Source organism: Actinomadura terrae, from assembly GCF_022751215.1.
Classification (GTDB): Bacteria; Actinomycetota; Actinomycetes; order Streptosporangiales; family Streptosporangiaceae; genus Spirillospora; species Spirillospora terrae.
On the sequence record NZ_JAICDG010000001.1, the window covers coordinates 1,655,650 to 1,678,457 of the forward strand.

24 protein-coding genes are annotated in these 22,808 nt (G+C 75.0%); 21 read left to right on the top strand and 3 right to left on the bottom strand.

The window, feature by feature from the left end; all coding sequences use genetic code 11:
* Positions 1-36: 36 nt before the first annotated feature.
* The 13 genes from K2F47_RS07415 to aroQ all read left to right on the top strand — a co-directional run bounded on the left by K2F47_RS07415 (position 37) and on the right by aroQ (position 11,441).
* A complete protein-coding gene (locus K2F47_RS07415) occupies positions 37-966 on the top strand; it encodes an ABC transporter ATP-binding protein (RefSeq protein ID WP_242902006.1) in 930 nt (309 codons plus the stop codon).
* Complete coding sequence (locus tag K2F47_RS07420) at positions 963-1,781, top strand: ABC transporter permease (RefSeq protein ID WP_242902007.1); 819 nt, start codon at positions 963-965, stop codon at positions 1,779-1,781. Before K2F47_RS07415 ends, K2F47_RS07420 begins: the two co-directional genes overlap by 4 nt.
* A gap of 35 nt (positions 1,782-1,816) precedes the next feature.
* Positions 1,817-3,070, top strand: a complete 1,254-nt coding sequence (locus K2F47_RS07425) for a sensor histidine kinase (RefSeq protein WP_242902008.1) — start codon at positions 1,817-1,819, stop codon at positions 3,068-3,070.
* Complete coding sequence (locus K2F47_RS07430) at positions 3,067-3,672, top strand: response regulator transcription factor (RefSeq protein ID WP_242902009.1); 606 nt, start codon at positions 3,067-3,069, stop codon at positions 3,670-3,672. Before K2F47_RS07425 ends, K2F47_RS07430 begins: the two co-directional genes overlap by 4 nt.
* A 46-nt stretch (positions 3,673-3,718) precedes the next feature.
* Complete coding sequence (locus tag K2F47_RS07435; RefSeq protein ID WP_242902010.1) at positions 3,719-4,882, top strand: pyridoxal phosphate-dependent aminotransferase; 1,164 nt, start codon at positions 3,719-3,721, stop codon at positions 4,880-4,882.
* 54 nt (positions 4,883-4,936) lie between these two features.
* Complete coding sequence (bar, locus tag K2F47_RS07440; RefSeq protein ID WP_242902011.1) at positions 4,937-6,070, top strand: barbiturase; 1,134 nt, start codon at positions 4,937-4,939, stop codon at positions 6,068-6,070.
* Positions 6,071-6,127: 57 nt separating this feature from the next.
* A complete protein-coding gene (locus K2F47_RS07445) occupies positions 6,128-6,823 on the top strand; it encodes an SseB family protein (RefSeq protein ID WP_242902012.1) in 696 nt (231 codons plus the stop codon).
* A gap of 11 nt (positions 6,824-6,834) precedes the next feature.
* A complete protein-coding gene (locus tag K2F47_RS07450; RefSeq protein ID WP_242902013.1) occupies positions 6,835-7,557 on the top strand; it encodes an A24 family peptidase in 723 nt (240 codons plus the stop codon).
* 5 nt (positions 7,558-7,562) lie between these two features.
* Complete coding sequence (locus K2F47_RS07455; RefSeq protein WP_242902014.1) at positions 7,563-8,150, top strand: nitroreductase family protein; 588 nt, start codon at positions 7,563-7,565, stop codon at positions 8,148-8,150.
* A gap of 75 nt (positions 8,151-8,225) precedes the next feature.
* Positions 8,226-9,404, top strand: coding sequence for a chorismate synthase (gene aroC, locus K2F47_RS07460; protein WP_242902015.1), 1,179 nt, complete (start codon positions 8,226-8,228; stop codon positions 9,402-9,404).
* A gap of 20 nt (positions 9,405-9,424) precedes the next feature.
* The gene (locus tag K2F47_RS07465) at positions 9,425-9,928 is read left to right on the top strand and encodes a shikimate kinase (protein WP_242902016.1); all 504 of its coding nucleotides are present in this window, start codon (positions 9,425-9,427) and stop codon (positions 9,926-9,928) included.
* Positions 9,925-10,995, top strand: coding sequence for a 3-dehydroquinate synthase (gene aroB, locus K2F47_RS07470; protein WP_242902017.1), 1,071 nt, complete (start codon positions 9,925-9,927; stop codon positions 10,993-10,995). Before K2F47_RS07465 ends, aroB begins: the two co-directional genes overlap by 4 nt.
* The gene (aroQ, locus tag K2F47_RS07475; RefSeq protein WP_242902018.1) at positions 10,992-11,441 is read left to right on the top strand and encodes a type II 3-dehydroquinate dehydratase; all 450 of its coding nucleotides are present in this window, start codon (positions 10,992-10,994) and stop codon (positions 11,439-11,441) included. Before aroB ends, aroQ begins: the two co-directional genes overlap by 4 nt.
* A 12-nt stretch (positions 11,442-11,453) precedes the next feature.
* On the opposite strand, the gene K2F47_RS07480 is transcribed toward aroQ, so the two are convergent.
* On the bottom strand, positions 11,454-12,029 hold the full coding sequence (locus K2F47_RS07480; protein ID WP_242902019.1) for a TetR/AcrR family transcriptional regulator: 576 nt from the start codon (positions 12,027-12,029) through the stop codon (positions 11,454-11,456).
* Positions 12,030-12,167: 138 nt separating this feature from the next.
* Here K2F47_RS07480 and K2F47_RS07485 point away from each other — a divergent pair, with 138 nt between their 5' ends.
* The 8 genes from K2F47_RS07485 (at position 12,168) to K2F47_RS07520 (ending at position 18,866) form a co-directional block, all read left to right on the top strand.
* Positions 12,168-12,833, top strand: coding sequence for an enoyl-CoA hydratase/isomerase family protein (locus K2F47_RS07485; protein WP_242902020.1), 666 nt, complete (start codon positions 12,168-12,170; stop codon positions 12,831-12,833).
* Between the two features lie 58 nt (positions 12,834-12,891).
* A complete protein-coding gene (locus K2F47_RS07490; RefSeq protein ID WP_242902021.1) occupies positions 12,892-13,938 on the top strand; it encodes an LLM class F420-dependent oxidoreductase in 1,047 nt (348 codons plus the stop codon).
* A 74-nt stretch (positions 13,939-14,012) separates the two neighbouring features.
* Complete coding sequence (locus K2F47_RS07495; RefSeq protein WP_242902022.1) at positions 14,013-15,089, top strand: M24 family metallopeptidase; 1,077 nt, start codon at positions 14,013-14,015, stop codon at positions 15,087-15,089.
* A 34-nt stretch (positions 15,090-15,123) separates the two neighbouring features.
* On the top strand, positions 15,124-15,681 hold the full coding sequence (gene efp / locus K2F47_RS07500; RefSeq protein ID WP_242902023.1) for an elongation factor P: 558 nt from the start codon (positions 15,124-15,126) through the stop codon (positions 15,679-15,681).
* Entirely contained in the window at positions 15,681-16,097 is a 417-nt protein-coding gene (gene nusB / locus K2F47_RS07505; protein ID WP_242902024.1) for a transcription antitermination factor NusB, read from the top strand. The genes efp and nusB overlap by 1 nt, the downstream gene beginning before the upstream one ends.
* Before the next feature lie 80 nt (positions 16,098-16,177).
* Positions 16,178-16,963 (top strand): methyltransferase domain-containing protein, encoded by a 786-nt coding sequence (locus K2F47_RS07510; protein WP_242902025.1) that lies wholly within the window; start codon positions 16,178-16,180, stop codon positions 16,961-16,963.
* 91 nt (positions 16,964-17,054) lie between these two features.
* Positions 17,055-18,320 (top strand): DNA polymerase IV, encoded by a 1,266-nt coding sequence (locus tag K2F47_RS07515; RefSeq protein WP_242902026.1) that lies wholly within the window; start codon positions 17,055-17,057, stop codon positions 18,318-18,320.
* 147 nt (positions 18,321-18,467) lie between these two features.
* Positions 18,468-18,866 (top strand): SCO2097 family morphological protein, encoded by a 399-nt coding sequence (locus K2F47_RS07520; protein WP_242902027.1) that lies wholly within the window; start codon positions 18,468-18,470, stop codon positions 18,864-18,866.
* Positions 18,867-19,023: 157 nt separating this feature from the next.
* On the opposite strand, the gene K2F47_RS07525 is transcribed toward K2F47_RS07520, so the two are convergent.
* Positions 19,024-21,534 carry a transglutaminase TgpA family protein gene (locus tag K2F47_RS07525; RefSeq protein WP_242902028.1) on the bottom strand — a complete coding sequence of 837 codons (2,511 nt, stop codon included), beginning with the start codon at positions 21,532-21,534 and terminating at the stop codon, positions 19,024-19,026.
* Positions 21,531-22,808 (bottom strand): DUF58 domain-containing protein, encoded by a 1,278-nt coding sequence (locus tag K2F47_RS07530; protein ID WP_242902029.1) that lies wholly within the window; start codon positions 22,806-22,808, stop codon positions 21,531-21,533. Before K2F47_RS07530 ends, K2F47_RS07525 begins: the two co-directional genes overlap by 4 nt.

Here is a 22,808-nt window from a genome sequence, read left to right on the forward strand (position 1 = left end):
CTACCCGGCGGTTCCCGGCCCCGCCACGCTGGACGCATGGAGACGAACCCAGCCATCCGGGTCGAGCGGCTGCGCCAGCGGTACGGCGACCACGAGGCCGTCGCCGGGATCTCCTTCGAGGTCGCGGCCGGGGAGCTGTTCGCGCTGCTCGGCACCAACGGCGCCGGGAAGACCACCACGCTCGAAACGCTCGAGGGGCACCGGCCCGTCCACGAGGGGACGGTCCGCGTCCTCGGCCGCGACCCGCACGGGGAGCGCCGCGCGGTGCGCCCGCAGATCGGGATCATGCTCCAGGAGGGCGGGTTCTTCGGCGACCTCACCGTCGCCGAGACGGTCGCGCACTGGCGCGGGTTCACGCCCCGCCCGCGCGACCTGGGCGAGGTGCTCGCGCTCGTCGCGCTGGAGGAGCAGGCGGACGTGCGGGTCCGGCAGCTCTCGGGCGGCCAGAAGCGCCGCCTCGACCTCGCGCTCGCGCTGCTCGGCCGCCCCCGCGTCCTGTTCCTGGACGAGCCGACCACCGGCATGGACCCCGAGGCCCGGCACGCGACCTGGCGGATCGTCCGCGACCTCGTCGAGGACGGCACGACCGTGCTGCTCACCACCCACTACCTGGAGGAGGCCGAGCACCTCGCCGACCGCCTCGCGATCATGCACCGGGGCCGGATCGAGCGGTCCGGCACCGTCGGCGAGGTCGTCGCGGGCCACGGCGACCGCATCGGCTTCCACATGCCCGAGCGGCTCCGGGTCGCCGACCTGCCCGCGCTCGGGGGCGCCGCCGCCGACGTCGCGGTCGAGGGGGGCCGCACCTCCGTCTCCTACACCGTGACCGGCGCCGGGCTCCAGGCGGGCCTGTACGAGCTGCTGCGCTGGGCCGACGAGCGCCGCGTCCGGCTCGACGGCCTGCACGCCCGCAGCGCCTCCCTGGAGGACGTCTTCCTCCGCACCGCCGAAGGAGCGGCCCGATGAACCTCCCCGCGCCCTACGGGGCGAGCCCGTCCGCGATGCTCCGCGTCGCCCGCCTCGACCTGACGCTGCTGTGGCGCAACCGCACGTCGCTGTTCACCGTCATGGGCCTGCCGCTGCTGTTCACGGGCCTGCTCGTCCCGCTGCGCGGCGAGCCGATCGAGGGCATGGACGGCGCGCTGCTGCAAGGCACCGGGCACCTCGGCTTCTTCCTGGTGTTCGCCGTCTTCATGAACCTCGTGACCGTGTTCGCCGCGCGCCGCGAGGACCGCACGCTCAAGCGGCTGCGCGGCAGCGCCCTGTCGGACGCCGACATCGTCGGCGGCAGCGTCCTCACCGCGACCGCGCTGTACGCCGCGCAGGCGCTGGCGCTGCTCGTGCTGCTCGGGGCCGCGATGGGCGGCCGGTTCCCCGCCGACCCGCTGCTGCTGCTCGCGGGGCTCGCCGGGGGAGCGGCCGTGTTCGCGCTGCTCGCCTTCCCGGTCGCGGCGATCACCCCGACCGCCGAGATGGCCGGGCTGACCACCCTGCCGATCATGTTCGCGTGCATGGCGGGCGCCGGGGTGATGTTCCCTCTGGACGGCCTGCCCGCCGCGCTCCGGGAGGCGTGCCGGCTGCTGCCGCTCAGCCCGGTCGTGGAGATCGCCAGGACCGCCTACTTCGGGCGGGACTTCACGGGCGGCGGCGGGCATCCGTCCGTCGGGTACCTGGAGGGCTGGGCGGCGTGCCTGCGCTCGCTCGCCGTCCTCGCGGTCTGGGCGGGGCTCGGCCGCGCGATGGCGGGCCGCTGGTTCCGCTGGGAACCGCGCCGGGGCTGAGTCGGTACCCTGCGGGACGAGGGAGGAAACAGGACATGGCGGTCGCCACCACGGCGGAGCTGGCCGAGCAGGACCACCGCCGGCTGGAGCGCTACCGGCGGGTCACCTACCGGTCGTTCATGCTCGCCTCGCTGGGCTTCCTCGGGCCGGGCCTGGTCGCGCTCGCCGGTGCCTACGCGGAGGGCGAGCTCGCCCCGGCCCTCGCGCTGACCGGGCTGCTGGGCCTCGGCGTCCTCTTCGCCTGCTACACCTGGCTCGTCCGGACGGGCCTGGACGGCGGGGCGCCCCGGCGCGCCGTCGTGGTCAGCGGCGCGGTGACGGCGGCGCTGTCCGCGCTGCTGCTCGCCAACCCGCTGTTCAGCGTGGTCCCGGTGTTCTGGGTGTCGGCCGTGGCGCTGACGCCGATGAGCCGCGCCCGGATCGCCGTGCTGTGCGGCGGCACCGGTACGGCCTGCGGGGTGTACGGCACGCTCGGCGCCGAGCGCCTCTACCCCCACCACGCCATGCCCTGGTACGGCGTCCTGCCGATCCTGATCGCGGTCTACACGGCGACCTGCGCGCTGGTCGCGTTCCTCAACCGCTACCAGCGCGGCACGTGGGACCTGCACCAGCAGGCCTACGCCGGACGCGACGCGCTCGCCCGGCTCGCGGTCACCGAGGAGCGGCTCCGCTTCTCCCGCGACCTGCACGACCTGCTCGGCCACAGCCTCTCGCTGATCGCGGTGAAGAGCGAGCTGGCGCTGCGGCTCGCCGAGGCCGACCCGGGCCGCGCGGGCGCCGAGATGGCCGACGTCCGGCGCGCCGCCCGGGACGCGCTGCGCGAGGTCCGCGCCGCCGTCCACGGGTACCGCGCCGTCGAGCTGGACGCCGAGCTGGCCGGGGTGCGGGCCGTGCTGGAGGCCGCGGGCGTCCGCTGCGAGGTCGGCGACCTGCCGGACGGGCTGGCGCCCGAGGTCCGCTCCGTCCTCGCCTGGGTGATCCGCGAGGGCGCCACCAACGTGATCAAGCACAGCGAGGCGCGGCGCTGCGGCGTCACGGTCGTCCGCCACGACCGGTCGGTGGTCCTGGAGATGCTCAACGACGGCGTCCGCGCCGCCGCCGACCCCCGGACGGGCTCGGGCCTCGCCGGTCTCGCCGAACGCGTGGCCGTGCACGGCGGCGAGATCACCTCCGGCCCGCGCGGCCGCGCCGAATTCCTCCTGCGCGCCGTGGTGCCGATGCCCCAGGAGGACGCCCCGGCCGCAGAGGGGCCCGCTCCGGACGCGCTGCCCGCCGGGAGGGCGGTGTGATCCGCGTGCTGCTCGCCGACGACGAGCACCTCATCCGGGGCGCCGTCGCCGCGCTGCTCGGGCTGGAGCCCGACCTGGAGGTCGTCGCCGAGGTCGGGCGCGGCGACGAGGTCGCGGCGGCGGTCGCCGAGCACGACCCGGACGTCGCCGTCCTCGACATCGACATGCCCGGCGCGAACGGCCTCACCGTCGCCGAGACCCTCCGCGACCGGGGCGCGCGGTGCTCGGTCTGCATCCTGACCAGTTTCGGGCGGCCCGGCTACCTGCGCCGCGCGATGGCGGCGGGCGTGCGCGGCTTCGTCGCCAAGGACGCGCCCACCGAGGAGCTGGCCGCCGCGATCCGCAAGGTCCACGGCGGCGGCCGCTACCTCGACGCCGAGCTGGCCGCGAGCGCCATGGCCGCCGGCGACAACCCGCTGACGGGCCGCGAGCGCGAGATCCTCCGGCTCACCGGCGCCGGGACCGAGACCGCCCGCATCGCCGCGCTGCTGCACCTGTCGGAGGGCACCGTCCGCAACTACCTGTCCACCGCCATGGCCAAGCTGGGCGTTCCCAACCGGCTCGCCGCCGTCCGCGCCGCCCGCGACATGGGCTGGATCTGATCAGGCGGAACCGGTCGGGGCGGGGCGGCCGGGTTAGGCTGTCCGCGTGGGAAACCCTCTGGTACCGCGCATGCAGGGATTCGGCGAGACGATCTTCGCGGAGATGTCCGCGCTCGCCGTCCGGACCGGCTCCATCAACCTCGGCCAGGGGTTCCCCGACACTCCGGGGCCCGCGGCCATGCTCGAGGCGGCGGCCGCGGCCGTCCTCGGCGGCGACGTCCAGTACCCGCCCGGCCCCGGGGTGCCCGAGCTGCGCGAGGCGGTCGCCGCGCAGCGGCTCCAGCGGTACGGGCTGAGCTACGACCCGGCGACGGAGGTGTTCGTCACGGTCGGCGCCACCGAGGGCATCGCGGCGGCGGTGCTCGCGCTCGCCGGGCCGGGCGACGAGGTCGTCGTGTTCGAGCCCTACTACGACTCCTACGCGGCGGTGATCGCGCTGTCCGGCGCCGCCCGCAGGCCGGTGCTGCTGCGCCCGTCCGGGGGCCGGTTCACCTTCGACCCCGACGAGCTGCGCGCGGCGGTCGGGCCGCGCACCCGCGTGCTGCTGCTGAACTCGCCGCACAACCCCGCCGGCACCGTGTTCACCCGCGAGGAGCTGGAGACGATCGCGGACGTCGTCCGCGAGCACGACCTCGTCGCCGTCACCGACGAGGTGTATGAGTACCTGACCTTCGACGACACCGAGCACATCCCGCTCGCCACCCTCGACGGCATGCGCGAGCGGACCGTGTCGGTGTCCTCGGCGGGCAAGACGTTCTCGGTCACCGGCTGGAAGACCGGGTGGGTGACCGCGCCCGCCCGGTACGTCCGCGCCGTCCAGACCGTGAAGCAGTTCCTCACCTACGCCGCCGCCGCGCCGTGGCAGCGGGCCGCCGCCTACGCGCTGACCTCCGAGCTGGCGTGGGTCGCGGAGCTGCGCGCCTCGCTCCAGAGCAAGCGCGACCGGCTGGTCAGCGGGCTCGCGGCCGCCGGGTTCACCCCCTACCGCCCGCAGGGCACCTACTTCGTGCAGGCCGACATCCGGCCGCTCGGCTTCACCGACGGCCGGGAGCTGGCCCGCGCGCTGCCCGAGAAGGCGGGCGTCGTCGCGATCCCCACGCAGGTGTTCTACGACCACGCCGAGGCGGGGGCGCACTTCCTCCGCTTCGCGTTCTGCAAGAAGGACGAGGTCATCGACGAGGCGGTCGAGCGCCTGGCGCGCCTCGGCTGACCGCCGCCCCGCCCGCCGCCGCGAGCCCGGCGCCGGGAGGACAGGAGTGAGGACGTGCCCGACCCGATCGAGGTCCGCAAGATCCCCATCGAGAGCGTCACCGACGCCTCCGGGCTGGCCCGGCTGATCGACGGCGGCGTGCTGGAGGCCGACCGCGTGCTCGCCGTCGTCGGCAAGACCGAGGGCAACGGCGGCGTCAACGACTACACCCGCCTGCTCGCCGACCGGGCGTTCCGCGAGGTGCTGGTCGCGCGGGGCACGCGCACGGCCGAGGAGGTCGCGCGGGTCCCGCTGGTGTGGTCGGGCGGCACCGACGGGGTGCTGAGCCCGCACGCGACCGTGTTCGCCACCGCCGACCCCGCGTCCGTCCCGTCCTCGGACGAGCCGCGCCTGTCGGTGGGCGTCGCGATGAGCGAGGTCATCGCGCCCGAGGACATCGGCCGCCCCGCGATGGTCGCGACCGTCGCGGCGGGGGTGCGCGCGGCGATGCGGACCGCGGGCATCGACGACCCCGCCGACGTCCACTACGTCCAGACCAAGACGCCGCTGCTCACCCTCGACACGATCAACGACGCCCGCGCGCGGGGCCGCGACGTCGTCACCGAGGACACGCTGGCCTCGATGGACATCTCGAACTCGACGACCGCGCTCGGCATCGCGGTCGCGCTCGGCGAGGTGGAGCCGCCGGCCGCCGAGCAGATCCACCGCGACCTGTCGCTGTACTCGTCGGTCGCGTCGTGCTCGTCGGGCGTCGAGCTGGACCGCGCCCAGATCGTCGTCGTCGGCAACGTGCGCGGCATCGGCGGCCGGTACCGCGCCGGGCACGGGGTGATGCGGGACGCGATCGACGCCGACGGCGTGTGGGACGCGATCCGCTCCACCGGCCTGCCGTTGCCGGACCGGCCCCGCGCCGCCGACCTCGGCGACCGGCTCGTGAACGTGTTCGTCAAGTGCGAGGCCGACCCGGGCGGGCGGGTCCGCGGCCGCCGCAACATCATGCTCGACGACTCCGACGTGCACTGGCACCGGCAGATCAAGGCGTGCGTCGGCGGCGTCGTCGCGTCGGTCACCGGCGACCCCGCCGTGTTCGTGTCGGTCGCCGCCGTCCACCAGGGGCCCTCGGGCGGCGGCACCGTCGCCGCCATCGCCGACCTCGGGGACCCCGGGGACCCCGGACGGCTCGGATGACCGAGAGTATCCGGGTTGTCGCCCACGGCGGTCGCCGGAGGATATAGCCTTCCTGCCGTGTCCGGACTGAGCATTCCCGAACCCCAGTTCCCCGGGGACGACGGCGGCGCCGACCCCCGGCTGTGCGAGGCGCTCGCCGGCCACGCCGCGGGCCGCGTCGGCGAGCACGCGGTGCTGCGCCGCCTCCAGGGCGCGCGGTTGCTCGTCCCCGTCGTCGCCGTCCTCACCGAGGAGGAGCAGACCGCCCCCGGCGAGCTGCGCCGCGAGAAGTCGAGCGACATGGCGCTGCCCACCCTCGTCGGCGAGGACGGCCGGCGCGGCGTCCTCGGGTTCACCTGCGTCGAGACCATGCTGGCGTGGCGGCCCGACGCCCGGCCGGTCGCCGTGCACGCCCGGCAGGCGTGCCGCGCCGCGCTCGACGAGGGCGCCCACGCGCTGGTCGTGGACGTCGCGGGCCCCGTCCCGTTCGCCGTCGACGGGCTGCGCCTGCACCTGCTCGCCGAGGGCCGCCCGATCCCGCCGCCGCACGAGGACCCCGACGTCCTCGCCGCCGTCGAGGCCGCGTTCGGCTCCGACCAGGCGGTCAGCGGCGTCCGCGTCACCGAGGGCTCCGGCGCCGAACTCGCCGTCCGGTTCGCGGTCGTCCCCGGGCACGACGAGCGGCTCACCGTGCAGCGCGTCTCCGACCGGCTCGCCGCGCTGCTGCGCGGCAGGATCGTCGGAGGCGTCGAGTTGAGCGTCGTCCGCCGGTAGGGTCCGGTGTCGTGGACGCTCCCGACGCCCCCGTCCCAGGCCCCACCGGCCCCGACACCCCCGCCCTCGAACCCGCCGCGCCCGCGGACCTGCCCGCCGAGGCTCGGCCCGCCGCGACCCAGCCCTCCGAGGTGCGGGTTCCCGGCGAGGTCCCGGCGGACGCGTGGTCGCTGCACGCCGCGTGGGCCGCGCCGCTGCGCCGCCGCCCCGTCCCGATCGCGCTGCTGGCCGCCGCCGTCCTCGCCGCGCTGACCTGGCGGATCGGCCTGCGGCCCGACCTGCCCGCGTTCCTGTGGCTCGGCCTCGCCGGAACGCTCCTCGGCATCGTCGACGCCACGCTGCGGCGGCTGCCCGAACCGCTCACGCTGCCGTCCTACGCGGCGGGCGTCACGCTGCTCGGCGCGGCCGCGTCCTTCACCGACGACGGCGGCGGACGGTTCGGCCGCGCGATCCTCGGCATGGCCGCGCTCGGCGCGTTCTTCGGCGTCCAGTGGCTCCTGCTGCCCGAGGGGACGCTCGGCTTCGGCGACGTCACGCTCGCCGGGCTGCTCGGAATGCACCTCGGCTGGCTCGGCTGGCGGGCCTGGATCCTCGGCGTCACCGCCACGCTCGCGATCGCCCTGGCGGTGTCGCTCGCCCTGCTCGCCACCCGCCGCGCCGGACGCAAGTCGCAGATCCCCTACGGTCCGTTCCTGCTCGCGGGGACGCTCACCGCCGTCCTGGTCCACGGGTGACGGCGATGGAGTTTCGAGAGGTGCTCGCCGCCCGGCGCATGGTGCGCCGCTACCGCGCCGACCCCGTCCCGCCGGAGGTCGTCGAGCGGATCGCCCGCGTCGTCCACCGGGCGCCGAGCGCCGGGTTCAGCCAGGGCCACCGGCTCCTGGTCGTGACCGGCCCGGCGGCCCGCGCGCGGATCGCGGAGTGCGCCGAGGAGTTCCGCTACGAGACGGCGTGGATCTCGGCCGCGCCGGTGCACATGGTGATCGGCGTCCGCGAGGACGACTACCACGACCGCTACACCCGGCCCGACAAGCTTGAGGATGGCAGGGAGATGGAGTGGCCCGCCCCTTACTGGTGGGTCGATTCCGGGGCGTTCCTCATGCTGGTCCAGCTCGCCGCCATCGACGCGGGGCTCGCCACGGGCTTCGCGACCGTCCCGCGCAAGGACGAGCTGCGGGCCCTGGTCGGCATCCCGGACGACGTCGCCGTCGTGGGCGTCGTCACCCTCGGGTACCCGGCCGAGGACGCCGTCCGCCCGGCGGACACGGCGCGGCTGCGGTCCATGCGCCGGCCCCTGGACGACCTCGTCCGCTACGAATCCTGGTGACCCTCCGCGGCCTGCGGCCTCTCAGATGCTGGACGGGGTCACGGAGCGCGGCGGGGAGTCAATAGGATCTGACGCATGCTGCGCTGGTTGACCGCGGGGGAGTCCCATGGCCCGGCCCTCACCGCGATCGTGGAGGGCCTCCCGGCCGGCGTGCGCGTGACCTCGGCGGACATCGCCGAGGATCTGCGCCGCCGGCGGCTCGGGCACGGGCGGGGCGCCCGGATGAAGTTCGAGCAGGACCAGGTGCGGATCCTCGGCGGCGTCCGGCACGGGACGACGCAGGGCGGTCCGGTCGCGATCGAGGTCGGCAACACCGAGTGGCCCAAGTGGGAGACGGTGATGGCCGCCGACCCGGTGGACGCCGACGTCCTCGCCGCGCAGGCGCGCAACGCGCCGCTGTCGCAGCCGAGGCCCGGCCACGCCGACCTCGTCGGGATGCAGAAGTACGGGTTCGACGACGCGCGCCCGGTGCTGGAGCGGGCGAGCGCGCGCGAGACCGCCGCGCGCGTCGCGCTCGGGACGGTCGCCCGGGCGTTCCTCCGGCAGACGCTCGGCGTCGACGTGCTGAGCCACGTGATCGCGCTGGGCGAGGTCGAGGCGCCCGAGGGCGTCCTGCCCGGCCCAGGCGATCTCCAGCGGGTGGACGAGAGCCCCGTGCGCTGCTTCGACCCCGCCGCGTCCGAGGCGATGGTCAAGCACATCGACGAGATGAAGAAGGCGGGCGACACGCTCGGCGGCGTCGTGGAGGTGCTCGCCTACGGGCTGCCGCCCGGCCTCGGCAGCCACGTCCACTGGGACCGGCGGCTCGACTCGCGGCTCGCCGGAATCCTGATGGGCATCCAGGCCATCAAGGGCGTGGAGGTCGGCGACGGGTTCACGACCGCGCGGCGGCCCGGGTCGCGGGCGCACGACGAGATCGACGCCACCTCCGACGGCATCCGGCGCCGCACGAACCGCGCCGGGGGCGTCGAGGGCGGCATGACCACCGGCGAGCCGCTGCGGGTGCGGGCGGCGATGAAGCCGATCTCGACGGTCCCGCGCCGGCTGGACACCATCGATGTGAAGACCGGCGAGCCCGCCAAGGCCATCAACCAGCGCAGCGACGTCACCGCCGTGCCCGCCGCCGGGGTGGTCGCCGAGGCGATGGTGGCGCTCGTCCTCGCCGACGCGGCGCTGGAGAAGTTCGGCGGCGACTCCGCGGAGGAGACCGCGCGCAACGCGCGGGCCTACCTGTCCGCACTGGCGATCAAGTGACTTCTGGGAACGGGTTGGACATGACGCGACCGAGGGCGGTCCTCATCGGAGCCCCGGGCTCCGGCAAGAGCACGGTCGGCGCGGAGCTGGCCGCCCGGCTCGGCGTGGCGCTGCGCGACACCGACGCCGACGCCGAGGCCGCGGCGGGCAAGCCGATCGGCGACATCTTCGTCGACGACGGCGAGGAGCGCTTCCGCGAGCTGGAGCGCGCGGCCGTCGCGGCGGCGCTCGCCGAGCACGAGGGCGTGGTCGCGCTCGGCGGCGGCGCCGTCCTCGCGCCCGAGACGCAGGAGCTGCTGGCCGGGCACACCGTCGTCTACCTGCGGGTGGGCCTGTCGGAGGCGATCAAGCGGGTCGGGCTGGCCTCGGCGCGGCCGCTGCTCGTGCTGAACCCGCGGAGCCAGATGCGCAAGCTGCTGGAGGAGCGGCTGCCGGTGTACGAGCGGCTCGGGACCGTCCACGTCGACACCGACGGGCGCGAGCCCGCCGACATCGTCGAGGAGATCGTGCGGGCGCTGCCGTGACCACGCGCATCGGCGTCCGCGGCGCCGACCCCTACGACGTCGTCATCGGGACGGGCGTGCTCGGCGAGCTGCCCGCGATGGTCGGCGCGAAGGCCCGGATGGTCGCGGTCGTCCACGCCGAGGGCCTGCCCGAGATCGCGCGTCCGGTGTGCGGGGCGCTGGAGCGGGCCGGGTACGAGGTGCACGCGCTGCCCGTCCCCGACGGCGAGGCCGCCAAGGAGGCCGGCGTCCTCGCCGGGCTGTGGTCGGCGTTCGCCGCGCTCGGCATGACCCGCACCGACGTGGTCGTCGGCGTCGGCGGCGGCGCCACCACCGACCTCGCCGGGTTCGCCGCCGCGTCGTGGCTGCGGGGGGTGCCGGCGGTGCTCGTCCCGACCACGCTGCTCGGCATGGTGGACGCGGCGGTCGGCGGCAAGACCGGCATCAACATCCCCGAGGGCAAGAACCTCGTCGGCGCGTTCCACCCGCCCGCCGGCGTGCTGTGCGACCTCGCCACGCTGGTCACGATGCCGCACGAGGACTACATCAGCGGCCTCGCCGAGGTGGTCAAGGCCGGGTTCATCGCCGACCCGAAGATCCTGGAGCTGGTCGAGGCCGACCCCGCCGCCGCGGCGTCGCCCGCCGGGCCCGCCACCCGCGAGCTGGTCGAGCGCGCCGTCCAGGTGAAGGCCGACGTCGTGTCGTCCGACCTGAAAGAGAGCGGGCTCCGCGAGATCCTCAACTACGGGCACACGCTCGCGCACGCGATCGAGAAGGCCGAGGACTACCGGTTCCGGCACGGCCACGCCGTCGCCATCGGCATGGTGTACGCGGCCGAGCTGTCGCGCCTCGCCGGGCGGCTGCCCGCCGAGGTGGTCGCGCGGCACCGCGCCGTGCTGACGTCGGTGGGGCTGCCGGTCTCCTACGGCGCCGACTGGCCCGGCCTGCGCGCCACGATGAGCATCGACAAGAAGGCGCGCGGTGCCACGCTCCGGTTCGTCGTCCTGGACGGCGTCGCCGAGCCCGGCCGTCTGGAGGGGCCGGACGAGGCGCTGCTCGCCGCCGCCTACCGGGAGGTCGCCCGATGACCCGCGTGCTCGTGCTGAACGGCCCGAACCTCGGCCGCCTCGGGCTCCGCGAGCCCGACGTCTACGGCAGCGCCACGCTCGCCGACCTCGCCGCGCTGTGCCGCGCCGAGGGCGGGCGCCTCGGCCTGGACGTCGAGGTCCGGCAGACCGACGACGAGGCGGAGCTGATCGGCTGGGTGCACGAGGCCGCCGACGGGCGGCTGCCGGTCGTGCTCAACCCGGCCGCGTTCACCCACTACTCCTACGGGCTGCGCGACGCCCTCGCCCAGCGCACCGCGCCGCTGGTCGAGGTGCACATCTCCAACCCGGCGGCGCGCGAGGAGTTCCGGCACACCTCGGTCGTCGCGGGCGTCGCCACCGGCACGATCGCCGGGTTCGGCATGGCGTCCTACGTGCTCGCCCTGCACGCGGTCGCCGAGCTGCTGGCGGCCGGGCCCGCGGACTAGCGGGCCGGCGGACTAGGCGGACTCGACCGCCTCCCGCGTCATCGCCTTCAGCTCCTTGACGATGTCGTCGAGCGGGGCGACGTCGCGGTGGGCGCGGCAGAGGATCGTGGCGCCCTCGACGGAGGCGACGATCAGCCGCGCGAGCCGGGCCGCGCGGTCATCGGGGACGCCGGCGTTGCCGAGGCCGGTGGCGAGGGTGTCCTGCCAGCGGTCGAACACGCGCGCGGCGGCCGCGGCGAGCTGCGGCGCGTCCTCGTGGGACTCGACGGTGACGGCGACGACCGGGCAGCCCGCGCGGAACTCGCTGCGGATCAGCACCTGCCGCCACCAGCCGGTGAAGGCGTCCACGGCGGACGCGGCGTCGCCGCCCTCGGTGGCCGCGAGGATGCCCGCGTTGAGGAACTCCCCGGCGTAGCGGACGGCCTCCTCGGCGAGCTGCGCCTTGCCCTCGGGGAAGTGGTGGTAGATCGAGCCGCGCGGCGCGCCGCTGTGCGCGATGACGTCGCGGAACCCCGTGCCGCTGTAGCCGCGCTCGCGGAACAGGTGGGCGGCGCTGCGCACCATGCGCTCCCGGCTGTCGGTCCCCATGCCACCGATTATGACCCTCATCATAAGCTTTGGCGATTCTCCATGACGGCCGTCATATTCGACGCGTCGCGGCGACCAGGATTCCGTTGCTGGTTACCGACGAGTAAGGTTCGATCCGAACGGATCGAAGGAGATTTCGTGATCGACCTCCAGCGCGACGGAGACGTGTACGTCCTGCGGTTCGACGCCGGTGAGAACCGGTTCGGGCCCGGCTTCCTCACCGCCGTCGAGGAAGCGCTCGACACCGTGGAGAAGGACGAGGGGCCCCGCGCGCTCGTCACCACGGGCACCGGGAAGTTCTACTCCAACGGCCTCGACCTGGAGTGGCTCGGCGCCAACCCGGGGGCGTTCGAGGAGTACCTGCGCCGCGTCCACGCCCTGTACGCGCGGCTGCTGGCGTTCCCGGCGCCGACGGTCGCCGCCGTCAACGGGCACGCGTTCGCGGGCGGCGGGATGCTCGTCCTCGCGCACGACTTCGCGGTGATGCGCGAGGAGCGCGGCTACTTCTGCCTGCCCGAGGTCGATCTCGGAATGAGCTTCACCCCGGGGATGAGTGCGCTGATCCGGGCGCGGCTGCCGGTCGCGACCGCGCACGAGGCGATGCTCACCGGCCGCCGCTACACCGCCGAGCAGGCCCGGGACGCGGGCATCCTCCAGCACGTCGCGGCCGAGGCGGAGGTGCTCCCGGTGGCGACCGGGCTCGCCGCTTCCCTGGCGGGCAAGGACGGCGCGGTCGTGGCACAGATCCGCTCCGGCATGTACCCGGCGGCGCTGGAGGCCCTGCGGGGCCCGGTGTTCTCGTGACCGGGAACGGTTCGCTACCGTCGGCTGAACGAGGTTCGGTTCGAGAGGGGACGCCGGCATGCGCATCGGAATGGCGCTGAAGTACTCGGACGGCTTCCGGGAGACCGTCGAGGAGCTGGCCGACTTCGAGAAGGCCGGGCTCGACATCGTGTACGTCGCCGAGGCCTACAGCTTCGACGCCGTCAGCCAGCTCGGCTTCATCGCCGCCAAGACCGAGCGGGTGGAGATCGCGTCCGGCATCCTGAACATCTACTCGCGGACGCCGACCGCGCTCGCGCAGACCGCCGCCGGGCTCGACTACGTCTCCGACGGGCGGTTCACGCTCGGCATCGGCGCCTCGGGCCCGCAGGTCATCGAGGGCTTCCACGGCGTCCCCTACACCGCGCCGCTCGGCCGCACCCGCGAGATCATCGAGATCTGCCGGCGGGTGTGGCGCCGCGAGATCCTGCGCCACGAGGGCCGCCACTACACGATGCCGCTGCCGCCCGGGCAGGGCACCGGCCTCGGCAAGCCCCTCAAGATCATCAACCATCCGGTGCGGGCGGACATCCCCGTCCTGGTCGCCGCGATCGGCCCGAAGAACGTCGAGCTGACCGCCGAGATCGCCAACGGCTGGGAGCCGATCTTCTACCTGCCCGAGAAGGCCGCGGACGTGTGGGCCGCCTCGCTCGCCGCGGGCAAGGCCAAGCGCGACCCCGCGCTCGGCGAGCTGGACGTCGTCGGCCAGGCGCCGCTCGCGATCGGCGAGGACGCCCTGGGCTTCCTGGAGTTCGGCCGCCCGATGGCCGCGCTGTACATCGGCGGGATGGGCGCCAAGGGCAAGAACTTCTACAACGACCTCTGCCGCCGCTACGGCTGGGAGAAGGAGGCCGAGGAGATCCAGGACCTCTACCTGGACGGCAAGAAGGACGAGGCCGCCGCCAAGGTCCCCTACGAGCTGCTGGAGAAGATGTCGCTCATCGGCCCCGAGGGGCACGTCCGCGAGCGGCTCGCCGCGATGAAGGAGTCGGGGGTCACCACGCTCAACGTCACGCCCGTCGCCGGGGACCACAAGAGCCGCCTCGCCCTGATCGAGAAGGTCAGGGAGATGGCCGACGACCTGTGAGGGCCCCCGGCTGAGGGCCCGCGTCGCGCATGCCGGTCTTCCGGCGGGTCACGCGCGGCCGTAGAGTCCTCCCCATGGGGGAGACGCACATCGAACGGCGCCGCCGGCTGGCCGAGCGCGCCGGTGAGAAGGACCTGGACGCGCTGCTGGTCACCCGGCTCGTCAACGTCCGCTACCTGACCGGCCTCGACAGCTCGAACGCGGCGCTGCTCGTCCCGGCCGACGGCCCGGCCGTGCTCGCCACCGACGGGCGCTACGCCGGGATGGCCGCGCAGGTCTGCCCCGAGCTGCGCGTCGTCGTCGACCGGAACGCCGCCGCCGCGCTGGCGGCCCTCGCCGCGACCAGCGGCGCCGCCCGGCTCGGCTTCGAGGCGCACGCCCTCACCGTCGAGCGCCACGGGGAGCTGACGGCGCGGGCCGACGTCGAGCTCGTCCACCCCGGCCGCCTCGTCGAGGAGCTGCGCCGCGTCAAGGACGAGGACGAGATCGGCCTGCTGCGGGAGGCGTGCGCGATCACCTGCCGCGCGTTCGACGCCGTGCTGCCCGAGATCCGCGCGGGCGTCACCGAGCGGGCCGTCGCGGTCGCGCTGGAGCGCGCGATGGTCGACCTCGGCGCCGAGGGGCCCGCGTTCGAGTCGATCGTGGCGTCCGGGCCGAACGGCGCGATCCCGCACCACCACCCGGGCGGGCGCGAGCTCCAGCGCGGCGACCTGCTCACGCTCGACTTCGGGGCCCGCTACGGCGGCTACCACGCCGACATGACCCGCACCGTCGCGATCGGCGAGCCCGCCGCGTGGCAGCGCGAGGTGTACGACCTCGTCCGCGAGGCGCAGCGCACGGCGGTCGAGGCCGCCGTCCCGGGCGCCGAGACGAAGGCCGTCGACGCCGCCGCCCGCGACGTCATCAAGGCGGCCGGGCACGGCGAGGCGTTCACCCACGGGCTCGGCCACGGCGTCGGCCTGGAGATCCACGAGGCGCCGCTCCTCGGGTACGACAGGACCGGTAGGCTGGTGGATCGGGTTCCGATCACCGCCGAGCCGGGGGTCTACCTCGCGGGCCGGGGCGGCGTCCGCGTCGAGGACACGCTGGTCGTCCGTGCGGACGGCCCGGAACTCCTCACCACAACGACCAGGGACCTGCTCGTTCTGTAAGAGCGCGCGGGACCGCGACCAGGAGAATGACGCAGTGGCGACGACGAACGACCTGAAGAACGGCATGACGCTGAACATCGACGGCCAGCTCTGGACCGTCCTTGAGTTCCAGCACGTCAAGCCAGGCAAGGGCGGCGCGTTCGTCCGCACCAAGCTCAAGAACGTGCTGTCGGGCAAGGTCGTCGACCGCACCTTCAACGCCGGCACCAAGGTCGAGGTGGCGAGCGTCGACAAGCGGGAGATGCAGTACCTCTACCGCGAGGGCGAGGACTTCGTGTTCATGGACACCGAGACCTACGACCAGCCGCGCATCCCGGTGGCCACCGTCGGCACCGCCGCGAACTACCTGCTCCCCGAGCAGAACGCGGTGATCGCGTTCAACGAGGAGAACCCGTTGTACGTCGAGCTGCCCGCGGCCGTCGTGCTGGAGATCACCGAGACCGAGCCCGGCCTCCAGGGCGACCGCTCGACCGGCGGCAGCAAGCCCGCGACGCTGGAGACCGGCGCGCAGATCCAGGTGCCGCTGTTCATCTCCACCGGCGAGAAGGTCAAGGTCGACACCCGCTCCGGCGAGTACCTCGGCCGCGGTTGATGAGCGCTCGCACCAAGGCGCGCAAGCTCGCGCTCGACATCCTGTTCGCCGCCGAGCTGCGCGAGGAGCGGCCGACCGCCGTACTGGAGGCGCGCGGCCGCCCCAACCAGGACGAGCTGGCCGAGTACCCGCACGCCGTCCGCATCATCGAGGGCGTGCAGGAGAACGGCGAGCGGATCGACGAGCTGATCGCCACCTACGCGACCGGGTGGACGCTGGAGCGGATGCCCGTCGTCGACCGCAACATCCTCCGGATGGGCGCCTACGAACTGCTGTGGGTGGACGACGTCCCCGACGGCGTCGCCGTCAGCGAGGCGGTCGGGCTCGCGACCGAGCTGTCCACCGACGAGTCCCCGCGGTTCGTCAACGGGCTGCTGTCGCGCCTCCAGCAGCTCAAGCCGTCCCTGACGCTGTAGCCCCCCGGGCGGTCGCCGCCGGTGCCGCTGTGGCCGCCGCGCGTCCGCCGGAGGAGGCGAGGCGGCTAGGGTGGGCCGGGATGAGCGACGTCAGAGGAGTGGCCGTGGACGGCCGCCAGCAGAAACGGCCGCGGGGCGGCGGCCGCGCGCGCAGCACCGTCCTGTGGGACGCGCTGCGCACCGTCCTGGACCGCATCGCCCCCGAGGACGGACCCAGCGACGTCGTCGACGTGGGCGGCGGGACCGGCGGGTTCGCGGTCCCGCTCGCCGAGCTCGGCCACCGCGTCACCGTGGTCGACGCCAGCCCCGACGCGCTGGCCGCGCTGGAGCGGCGCGCCGCCGAGTCGGGGGTGTCGGTCCGCTCCGTCCAGGGCGACGCGGTCGACCTGCCCGACCTGCTCGGCGCGGGCGCCGCCGACCTCGTGCTGTGCCACAGCGTCCTGGAGTTCGTCGACGACCCCGCCGCGGCGATGGCGGCGCTGACCGGCACGGTCCGCCCCGGCGGGTCGGTGAGCCTGCTGACGGCCGGGCAGGTCGCCGCCGCGCTGCACCGCGCGGTCGCCGGGCACTTCGACGACGCCCGCCGGGTGCTGACCAGCACGTCCGGGCGCTGGGGCGAGGGCGACCGGATGCCCCGCCGCTTCACCAGGGAGACGCTGTCGGCGCTGGTGCGCGGCGCGGGGCTGCGCGTCGCCGAGCTGCACGGCGTGCGGATCTTCGCCGACCTGGTGCCCGCCGGGCTGCTGGACGGCGACGCCGACTCGGCCGAGGCGCTGCTGGCGCTGGAGTCGGTCGCGGCCGTTCACCCGGTGCTGCGCGACCTCGCGACCCAGCTCCACCTGGTGGCCGACAAGCCGGCACCGTGAGCGCAGCGAACCAGAGAACACAGCAGTGGAACTCACGCATGGCCGAGCCGCCAGGCGAGGCAGCCTCCGAGCCGCCAGGCGAGGAGGCCGCGTGAGTCGCAAGCAGCAGCTGCACCGGCCCGGGCCGCAGCCGGGGCCTCCCGCCGACGACACCGGCTGCGCGATCCTGCACGTCGACATGGACGCGTTCTTCGTCAGCGTCGAGCTGCTGGAGCGTTCCGACCTGCGCGGCCTCCCGGTCATCGTCGGCGGCGCGGGCCCGCGCGGGGTGGTGTCGGCGGCGTCCTACGAGGCCCGGAAGTTCGGCGTGCACTCGGCGATGCCGATGTCGCGGGCGCGGCGGCTGTGCCCGGCCGCGGTGGTGCTGCCGGTCAGCCACGACAAGTACACGCGGGTGTCGGCGGCGGTGTTCGAGATCTTCCGGTCGATCACGCCGCTGGTGGAGCCGCTCTCGCTGGACGAGGCGTTCCTGGACGTGGCGGGCGCCGTGCGGCGGCTCGGGCGGCCCGCCCGGATCGCCGCGATGATCCGCGAGCAGGTCCACGCCCAGCAGGGCATCACCTGCTCGGTCGGCGTCGCGAGCACCAAGTTCGTCGCCAAGCTCGCCTCGACCCGCTGCAAGCCCGACGGGCTGCTCGTCGTCCCGGCCGACGGCGTCGAGGACTTCCTCCACCCGCTGCCGGTCGCGGCGCTGTGGGGCGTGGGGGAGCGCACCGAGCAGACGCTGGCGCGGCTCGGCCTGCGGACGGTCGGGCAGCTCGCGCGGGTGCCGCTCGCGACGCTCCAGCGGGAGCTGGGCGCCGCGTCCGGCGCGCACCTGCACGAGCTGGCCTGGGGCCGGGACCCGCGCCAGGTCGTCCCGCACACCCCCGACAAGAGCATCGGCGCGGAGGAGACCTTCGACACCGACGTCGAGGACCCCGAGGTGATCCGCCGGGAGCTGCTGCGGCTCGCCGAGCGGGTGGGCGCGCGGCTGCGCGCGTCGGGGAACGCCGGACGGACGGTGAGCGTCAAACTGCGGATGGCGGACTTCAAGACGATCACCCGGGCGCGCACGCTGCGCGAGCCCACCGATCTCGCGCGTGTGATCTACATCACAGCCTGCGAGCTGTACGAGGGGGCCGGGCTGGAACGGGTACGACTCCGTCTGGTCGGGGTCAGGGTCGAGAATCTTGGTCCCGCCGGCGAGGCCCCCCGGCAGTTGGCCCTCGACGAGCCGGAAACCGGCTGGCGCGAGGCCGAACGCGCGATCGACCGGGTGGCGGACCGGTTCGGCCGCGGCGCCGTCCGTCCCGCCGCGCTGGTACGGCCCGCGGACGGGCGTGGCCCGCGTGACGGCGGTGACGGCAGGCGATGAAAGGGGTCGGTGAGGTGTCCGGCAAGGGGTCCTCGGTTGGCCGTTCGCTTTCGTCCGCTCGTCGGGGCTCGTATTCTGGGCATATCACCGTTGAGGTTCCCGTCCTGCATCGGATACCCCGCCGCGGGGCTGTCGTTGGGAGGCGCCGTGCCGCTGTCTGAGCACGAGCAGCGCATGCTCGAACAGATCGAGTCGGCGTTGTACGCCGAGGATCCGAAATTCGCCCACGCGGTCCGATCGACGAATCCCCAGGTCCACTACAAGCGGCGGATCGTGAAGGCGGCCCTCGGCTTCGTGGTCGGCGTGTGCGCGCTGATGGCGGGCCTGGTCATGAACGCCGGGACCGTCACGATCGCGATCAGCGTGACCGGCTTCCTGCTCATGGTGGTCTGCTGCGTGTGGGCGCTGACGAGCTGGAAGCGCATGACGGGCATCGGCAACGAGCCCGCCAGGCGAGGCCGGCAGGGTCGCCAGGGCCGCCCCGCCAAGGCCGGGTTCATGGAGCGCATGGAAGAGCGCTGGCGCCGCCGCACCGAGGGCGACTGACCCTCCCGCGGCTTTCGCCGTCGCCGAGTTCCACGTCGTCCTGGCCTGCCACGAGGGCCAGGACGATCTCCTTCGAGGGCCAGGTTTCCCTGGCCCTCTTGTGTGACCTTCATCTCATGATCGATGCCCGCCGGGCGGGCCGGGGCGGCGCGGGTCGTCAGCGGCGGCGCAGGCGGCGGGGAAGCTCGTTCAGCCGATCCGACAGCTCCGCCGCGCGGCCCCCGGCCGACCGGAGCGTTCCCCGCGCCTCCGCCATCGTGGACGGCGGCAGCAGCCGGGCCCGCCAGCGGGCGCGGCGGCCCACCGCCGCGGCGAACGCCTCGCGGACCGTCCGGACGTCGGCGCGCAGCCGCTCCGCCGGGGCCGGCGGCAGCGAGCCCGAGTAGCGGGCCAGCTCCTCGGCCCGCGCGATGCGGGCGAGGGCCCGCTCGCCCTCGTCGTCGAGGTCCACCAGCTCCCCGAGCCGGCGCGCGGCGGCGCGCGGCGAGTCGCTCGGCAGCCAGCGCAGGCCGTGGTCGAGCGCGTCGGCGCGCAGCTCCCGCCAGGCCGCGTGCGCGGCGCCCGCGGGGTCGGCGGACGGCCGCGGCCCCCGCCCCCGCCCCTGGGCGTCCACCGCGGGGCCCGTGTCGTCGACCGGGCCCGAGGCGGGCACCGTCCGCACCGCCAGCACCGCCCAGCGCCGCCGCCGGGTCAGCGCGCGCAGCACCATCGGCACCGCCAGCAGGGCCAGCACCAGCAGCCCGCCCGCTATCCACGGCACGGCCCACGGCTGCTTCTCGTCCTCCTCCTGGGCGACGGGCGCGCTCTGCGGGCCCTCGTCGTCCTGCCGGTGGCGCGGCTGCTGACCGTCGTCGTCGGACTCCTCCTCGCGCGGGGTCGGGTTGGACGGCGAGCCCGAGGTGCTCTCCGGCCGCTGCCCCGTGCCCGGCGCCGCGGGCTGGCTGTAGACCGGCGTGGTGGCCGTGCCCTGCCCCGACGAGCCCGACGGGGTCGGCTCGAACCGCACCCAGCCGGACCCCTCGAAGTACAGCTCCGGCCAGGCGTGCGCGTCGCGGGAGCGGACCGTCCACTCGCCCGGGGCCGTCTCGGTGCCCGGCGTGTAGCCCATCGCCACCCGCGACGGGATGCCGACGATCCGCGCCAGCAGCGCCATCGCGGCGGCGAACTGCTCGCAGTAGCCGCGCTTGCTGTGCAGCAGGAAGTCGACCAGGTCGCTGCCGTGCTGCGGCGCGGGCTCGGACAGGTCGTACACGTACTGGCCGGTCTGGGTGAACCAGCGCTGGAGCCGGACGGCCCGCTCGTGCGCGTTCGTGGCGCCGTCGGTGACCTTCCGGGCCAGGTTCCGGACCTCCTGCGGGACGTTTCTCGGGACGCCCAGGTACCGGGCGGCGACCTCGGGCGGGTAGGGGTAGTCGGACCCGGCGTCCAGGTCGCCGGGCGTCGGCTGGGCGCGGACGCTCCGCACCGTGTAGCTCCGCCCGCTCGCCGAGTCGCGCAGCGAGTAGACCATCAGCGACGCGGGGTGCACCCGCCAGTCGCCCTTGATCGACACGCGGGTCGGGGCGTAGGGCACCGGCAGGAACGTCATGTTCCGCACCTTGGACCTGACCCGCACCCGCGTGGTCACCTCGCGCCGGGGCGCGATCCGCAGGCCGGGCGGCGGCGGGATCTCGCCCGCCGACAGCCGGTCGTTGACGCTGCTCCGCAGCGCCGTGTAGGTCCAGCGGTCGCCGTCGAACCGGTCGAGGGCGTACAGCCGCAGGTAGTCGGGCCCGGCGGGGTCGTCGCTCTGGTAGGTGAGCACGACCGAGTCGCTCGTCCGGGTCAGCTCCCGCTTCAGGCTGACGAGCGGGTCGGGCGTCGTCACCGTCTGCGTGCCGCCGCCGCGCTTCAGGTCGAACAGCCGCGGGTGGACGCCGGGGATCGCCATCGGCAGCAGCACCGCCACCGCGACCGCGCCGACGCCGATCCGCCGCCCGCTGGCCGCGAGCGAGCCCGCGTCCGGACGGGCCGCGCGCTCCTCCCGCGCCGCGCCCTCCTCCCGCGCCCCGGCCATCGGGACCTCGTCGGGCCGGCGGCGGGAGTCGACCGGCCGCCCCCAGCCGCCGACGTGCTCGCGCGCGTCGGCCATCAGCAGGGCCAGGAACCCGGCCGCGCCCACGCCGAACGCGAGCCAGCTGACGCCGTCGTCGCGGACGGCGGCGGGCACGCTGTACATCGCCAGCAGCGGCAGCCCGGCGGGCGCGGCCCGCCGCAGCCCCACCGCCAGCAGGTCGACCAGCGTCGCGACGACGCCGACGCCCGCCGCGACCAGCAGCCCGATCCCCGGGACGAGCGGCACCGGCGCCGCGTACCGGCCGACCGCGTCCTGGCCCTCGGACGCCAGGTCGGCCAGGTGCCCCACCGAGCCCGGCGTCGGGACGACCCACAGGAGCGCGTAGTCGCGCGCGTACATGACGGTCAGGTAGACCACCAGCGCGGCCAGGCCGCCCACCGGGCCGAGGAGCGCGGGCAGCCGCAGCCGCCGGAACGCCAGCCCCGCGCCCGCGACCGACACGACCGCGCCGAACCCGGTCCAGAACCACCCGGTGCTCTCGAACAGCGGGTACAGCCCGACCGACCCGGCCAGCGTCGCGAGCCCGGCCATGATCGTCATCCGGAGCCTCATGAGGCGTCCCCGGCGAAGTCCTCGGCGCGGCCCGTCCGGGCCCAGGCACCGGCCAGCTCGGCCGCCGACCGCACGGTCACGACCCGCCAGCCGCCCGTCCGCAGCAGCCCGGCGGCCGTGGCGGGGGAGACGCCTCCCGAGCCGCCGCGCTCGGTCGGCCCGCCCGCGTCGATCAGCACCGCGACGCAGGTCGCCGTGCCGCGCCTCGCCGCCGCCACCGCCCGCGCCTCCTCGGCCTGGAGCGTGCCGAACACCGCGACGACGAGGCCGTCGCCCTCCCGGCCGCTGCCGAGCGTGCCGCGCAGCTCGGTCAGACCCAGCGTCAGAGTCCGGTTCCGCGACCGCTGGCTCACCGCGAGCCGGTCGAGCAGCAGCCCCTCGAACGCGCCGTCGAACGAGGCGACCGGGCGCAGTACCTCCCCGTTGTCGGTGACGTAGCGCAGGCCCATCCCCGTCCGGCCGAGGTGGACCCCGATCGACGCGACGACCGAGATCGCCTGCTCGAACGAGCCCGCCGGGCCGTCGCCCCAGTGCGCGGCGGCGCGGGTGTCGAGGAACAGCGTCCCGCTGCTCTGCCAGTGCTGCTCCTCGCGCCGCACCATCAGCTCCCCGTGCCGCGCCGTCGACCGCCAGTGCACGCGGCGCAGGTCGTCGCCGTGCCGGTACTCGCGCGGGGCGACGTCGTCCTCGCCCGCCGCCGACACCGCCCGCGCGACGCTGTCGCCGCCGCCCGTCCAGGCGCCGGCGAGCCGTCCCGCCGGGAGCGGCACGATCGCGGGCGTCACCGTCAGCCGGTCCGACAGGCTGAACGAGCGCACCAGCTCCACCATCCCGAACGGATCGGCCAGCCGGACGGTCAGCGGCCCCACCCGGTAGCGGCCGCGCACGTCCGAGCGGATCCGGTAGCCGAGCTCGCGGGAGCCGTGCGGCTCGATCCGGCTCAGCACGAACCTGGCCCGGCCGCCGAGGCTGTAGGGCACCTGGTCCTCCACCATCAGCAGCCCGCTCGGCAGCCGCGACACGTTCTCCAGCCGCAGGTCGACGCGGGCCTCGTGGCCCACCGGCAGCCGCACCGGCGACAGCCGCCGCGCGCACGCCAGCCGGTAGCGCGTCCGCGAGACCGCCACCGTCGACAGCAGCGGCAGCGCCAGCACGAGGACGCCGGCGCGCAGCAGGTCGCGCTCGCCGAGCACGAACGCGCACACGATCGCGGTCGCGCCGGCCGCCACGAAGGACCGCCCCCGGGTGGTGAGACCCGCCAGCGCTCGCCTCAC

Excerpts from the sequence above, each read along its gene's own strand:
- K2F47_RS07415 (WP_242902006.1), top strand. The coding sequence starts at position 37 with ATGGAGACGAACCCAGCCATCCGGGTCGAGCGGCTGCGCCAGCGGTAC.
- K2F47_RS07420 (WP_242902007.1), top strand. The coding sequence starts at position 963 with ATGAACCTCCCCGCGCCCTACGGGGCGAGCCCGTCCGCGATGCTCCGC.
- K2F47_RS07425 (WP_242902008.1), top strand. The coding sequence starts at position 1,817 with ATGGCGGTCGCCACCACGGCGGAGCTGGCCGAGCAGGACCACCGCCGG.
- K2F47_RS07455 (WP_242902014.1), top strand. The coding sequence starts at position 7,563 with ATGGAGTTTCGAGAGGTGCTCGCCGCCCGGCGCATGGTGCGCCGCTAC.
- aroC (WP_242902015.1), top strand. The coding sequence starts at position 8,226 with ATGCTGCGCTGGTTGACCGCGGGGGAGTCCCATGGCCCGGCCCTCACC.
- K2F47_RS07465 (WP_242902016.1), top strand. The coding sequence starts at position 9,425 with ATGACGCGACCGAGGGCGGTCCTCATCGGAGCCCCGGGCTCCGGCAAG.
- aroQ (WP_242902018.1), top strand. The coding sequence starts at position 10,992 with ATGACCCGCGTGCTCGTGCTGAACGGCCCGAACCTCGGCCGCCTCGGG.
- K2F47_RS07480 (WP_242902019.1), bottom strand. The coding sequence starts at position 12,029 with ATGGGGACCGACAGCCGGGAGCGCATGGTGCGCAGCGCCGCCCACCTG.
- K2F47_RS07490 (WP_242902021.1), top strand. The coding sequence starts at position 12,892 with ATGCGCATCGGAATGGCGCTGAAGTACTCGGACGGCTTCCGGGAGACC.
- K2F47_RS07495 (WP_242902022.1), top strand. The coding sequence starts at position 14,013 with ATGGGGGAGACGCACATCGAACGGCGCCGCCGGCTGGCCGAGCGCGCC.
- nusB (WP_242902024.1), top strand. The coding sequence starts at position 15,681 with ATGAGCGCTCGCACCAAGGCGCGCAAGCTCGCGCTCGACATCCTGTTC.
- K2F47_RS07510 (WP_242902025.1), top strand. The coding sequence starts at position 16,178 with ATGAGCGACGTCAGAGGAGTGGCCGTGGACGGCCGCCAGCAGAAACGG.
- K2F47_RS07525 (WP_242902028.1), bottom strand. The coding sequence starts at position 21,534 with ATGAGGCTCCGGATGACGATCATGGCCGGGCTCGCGACGCTGGCCGGG.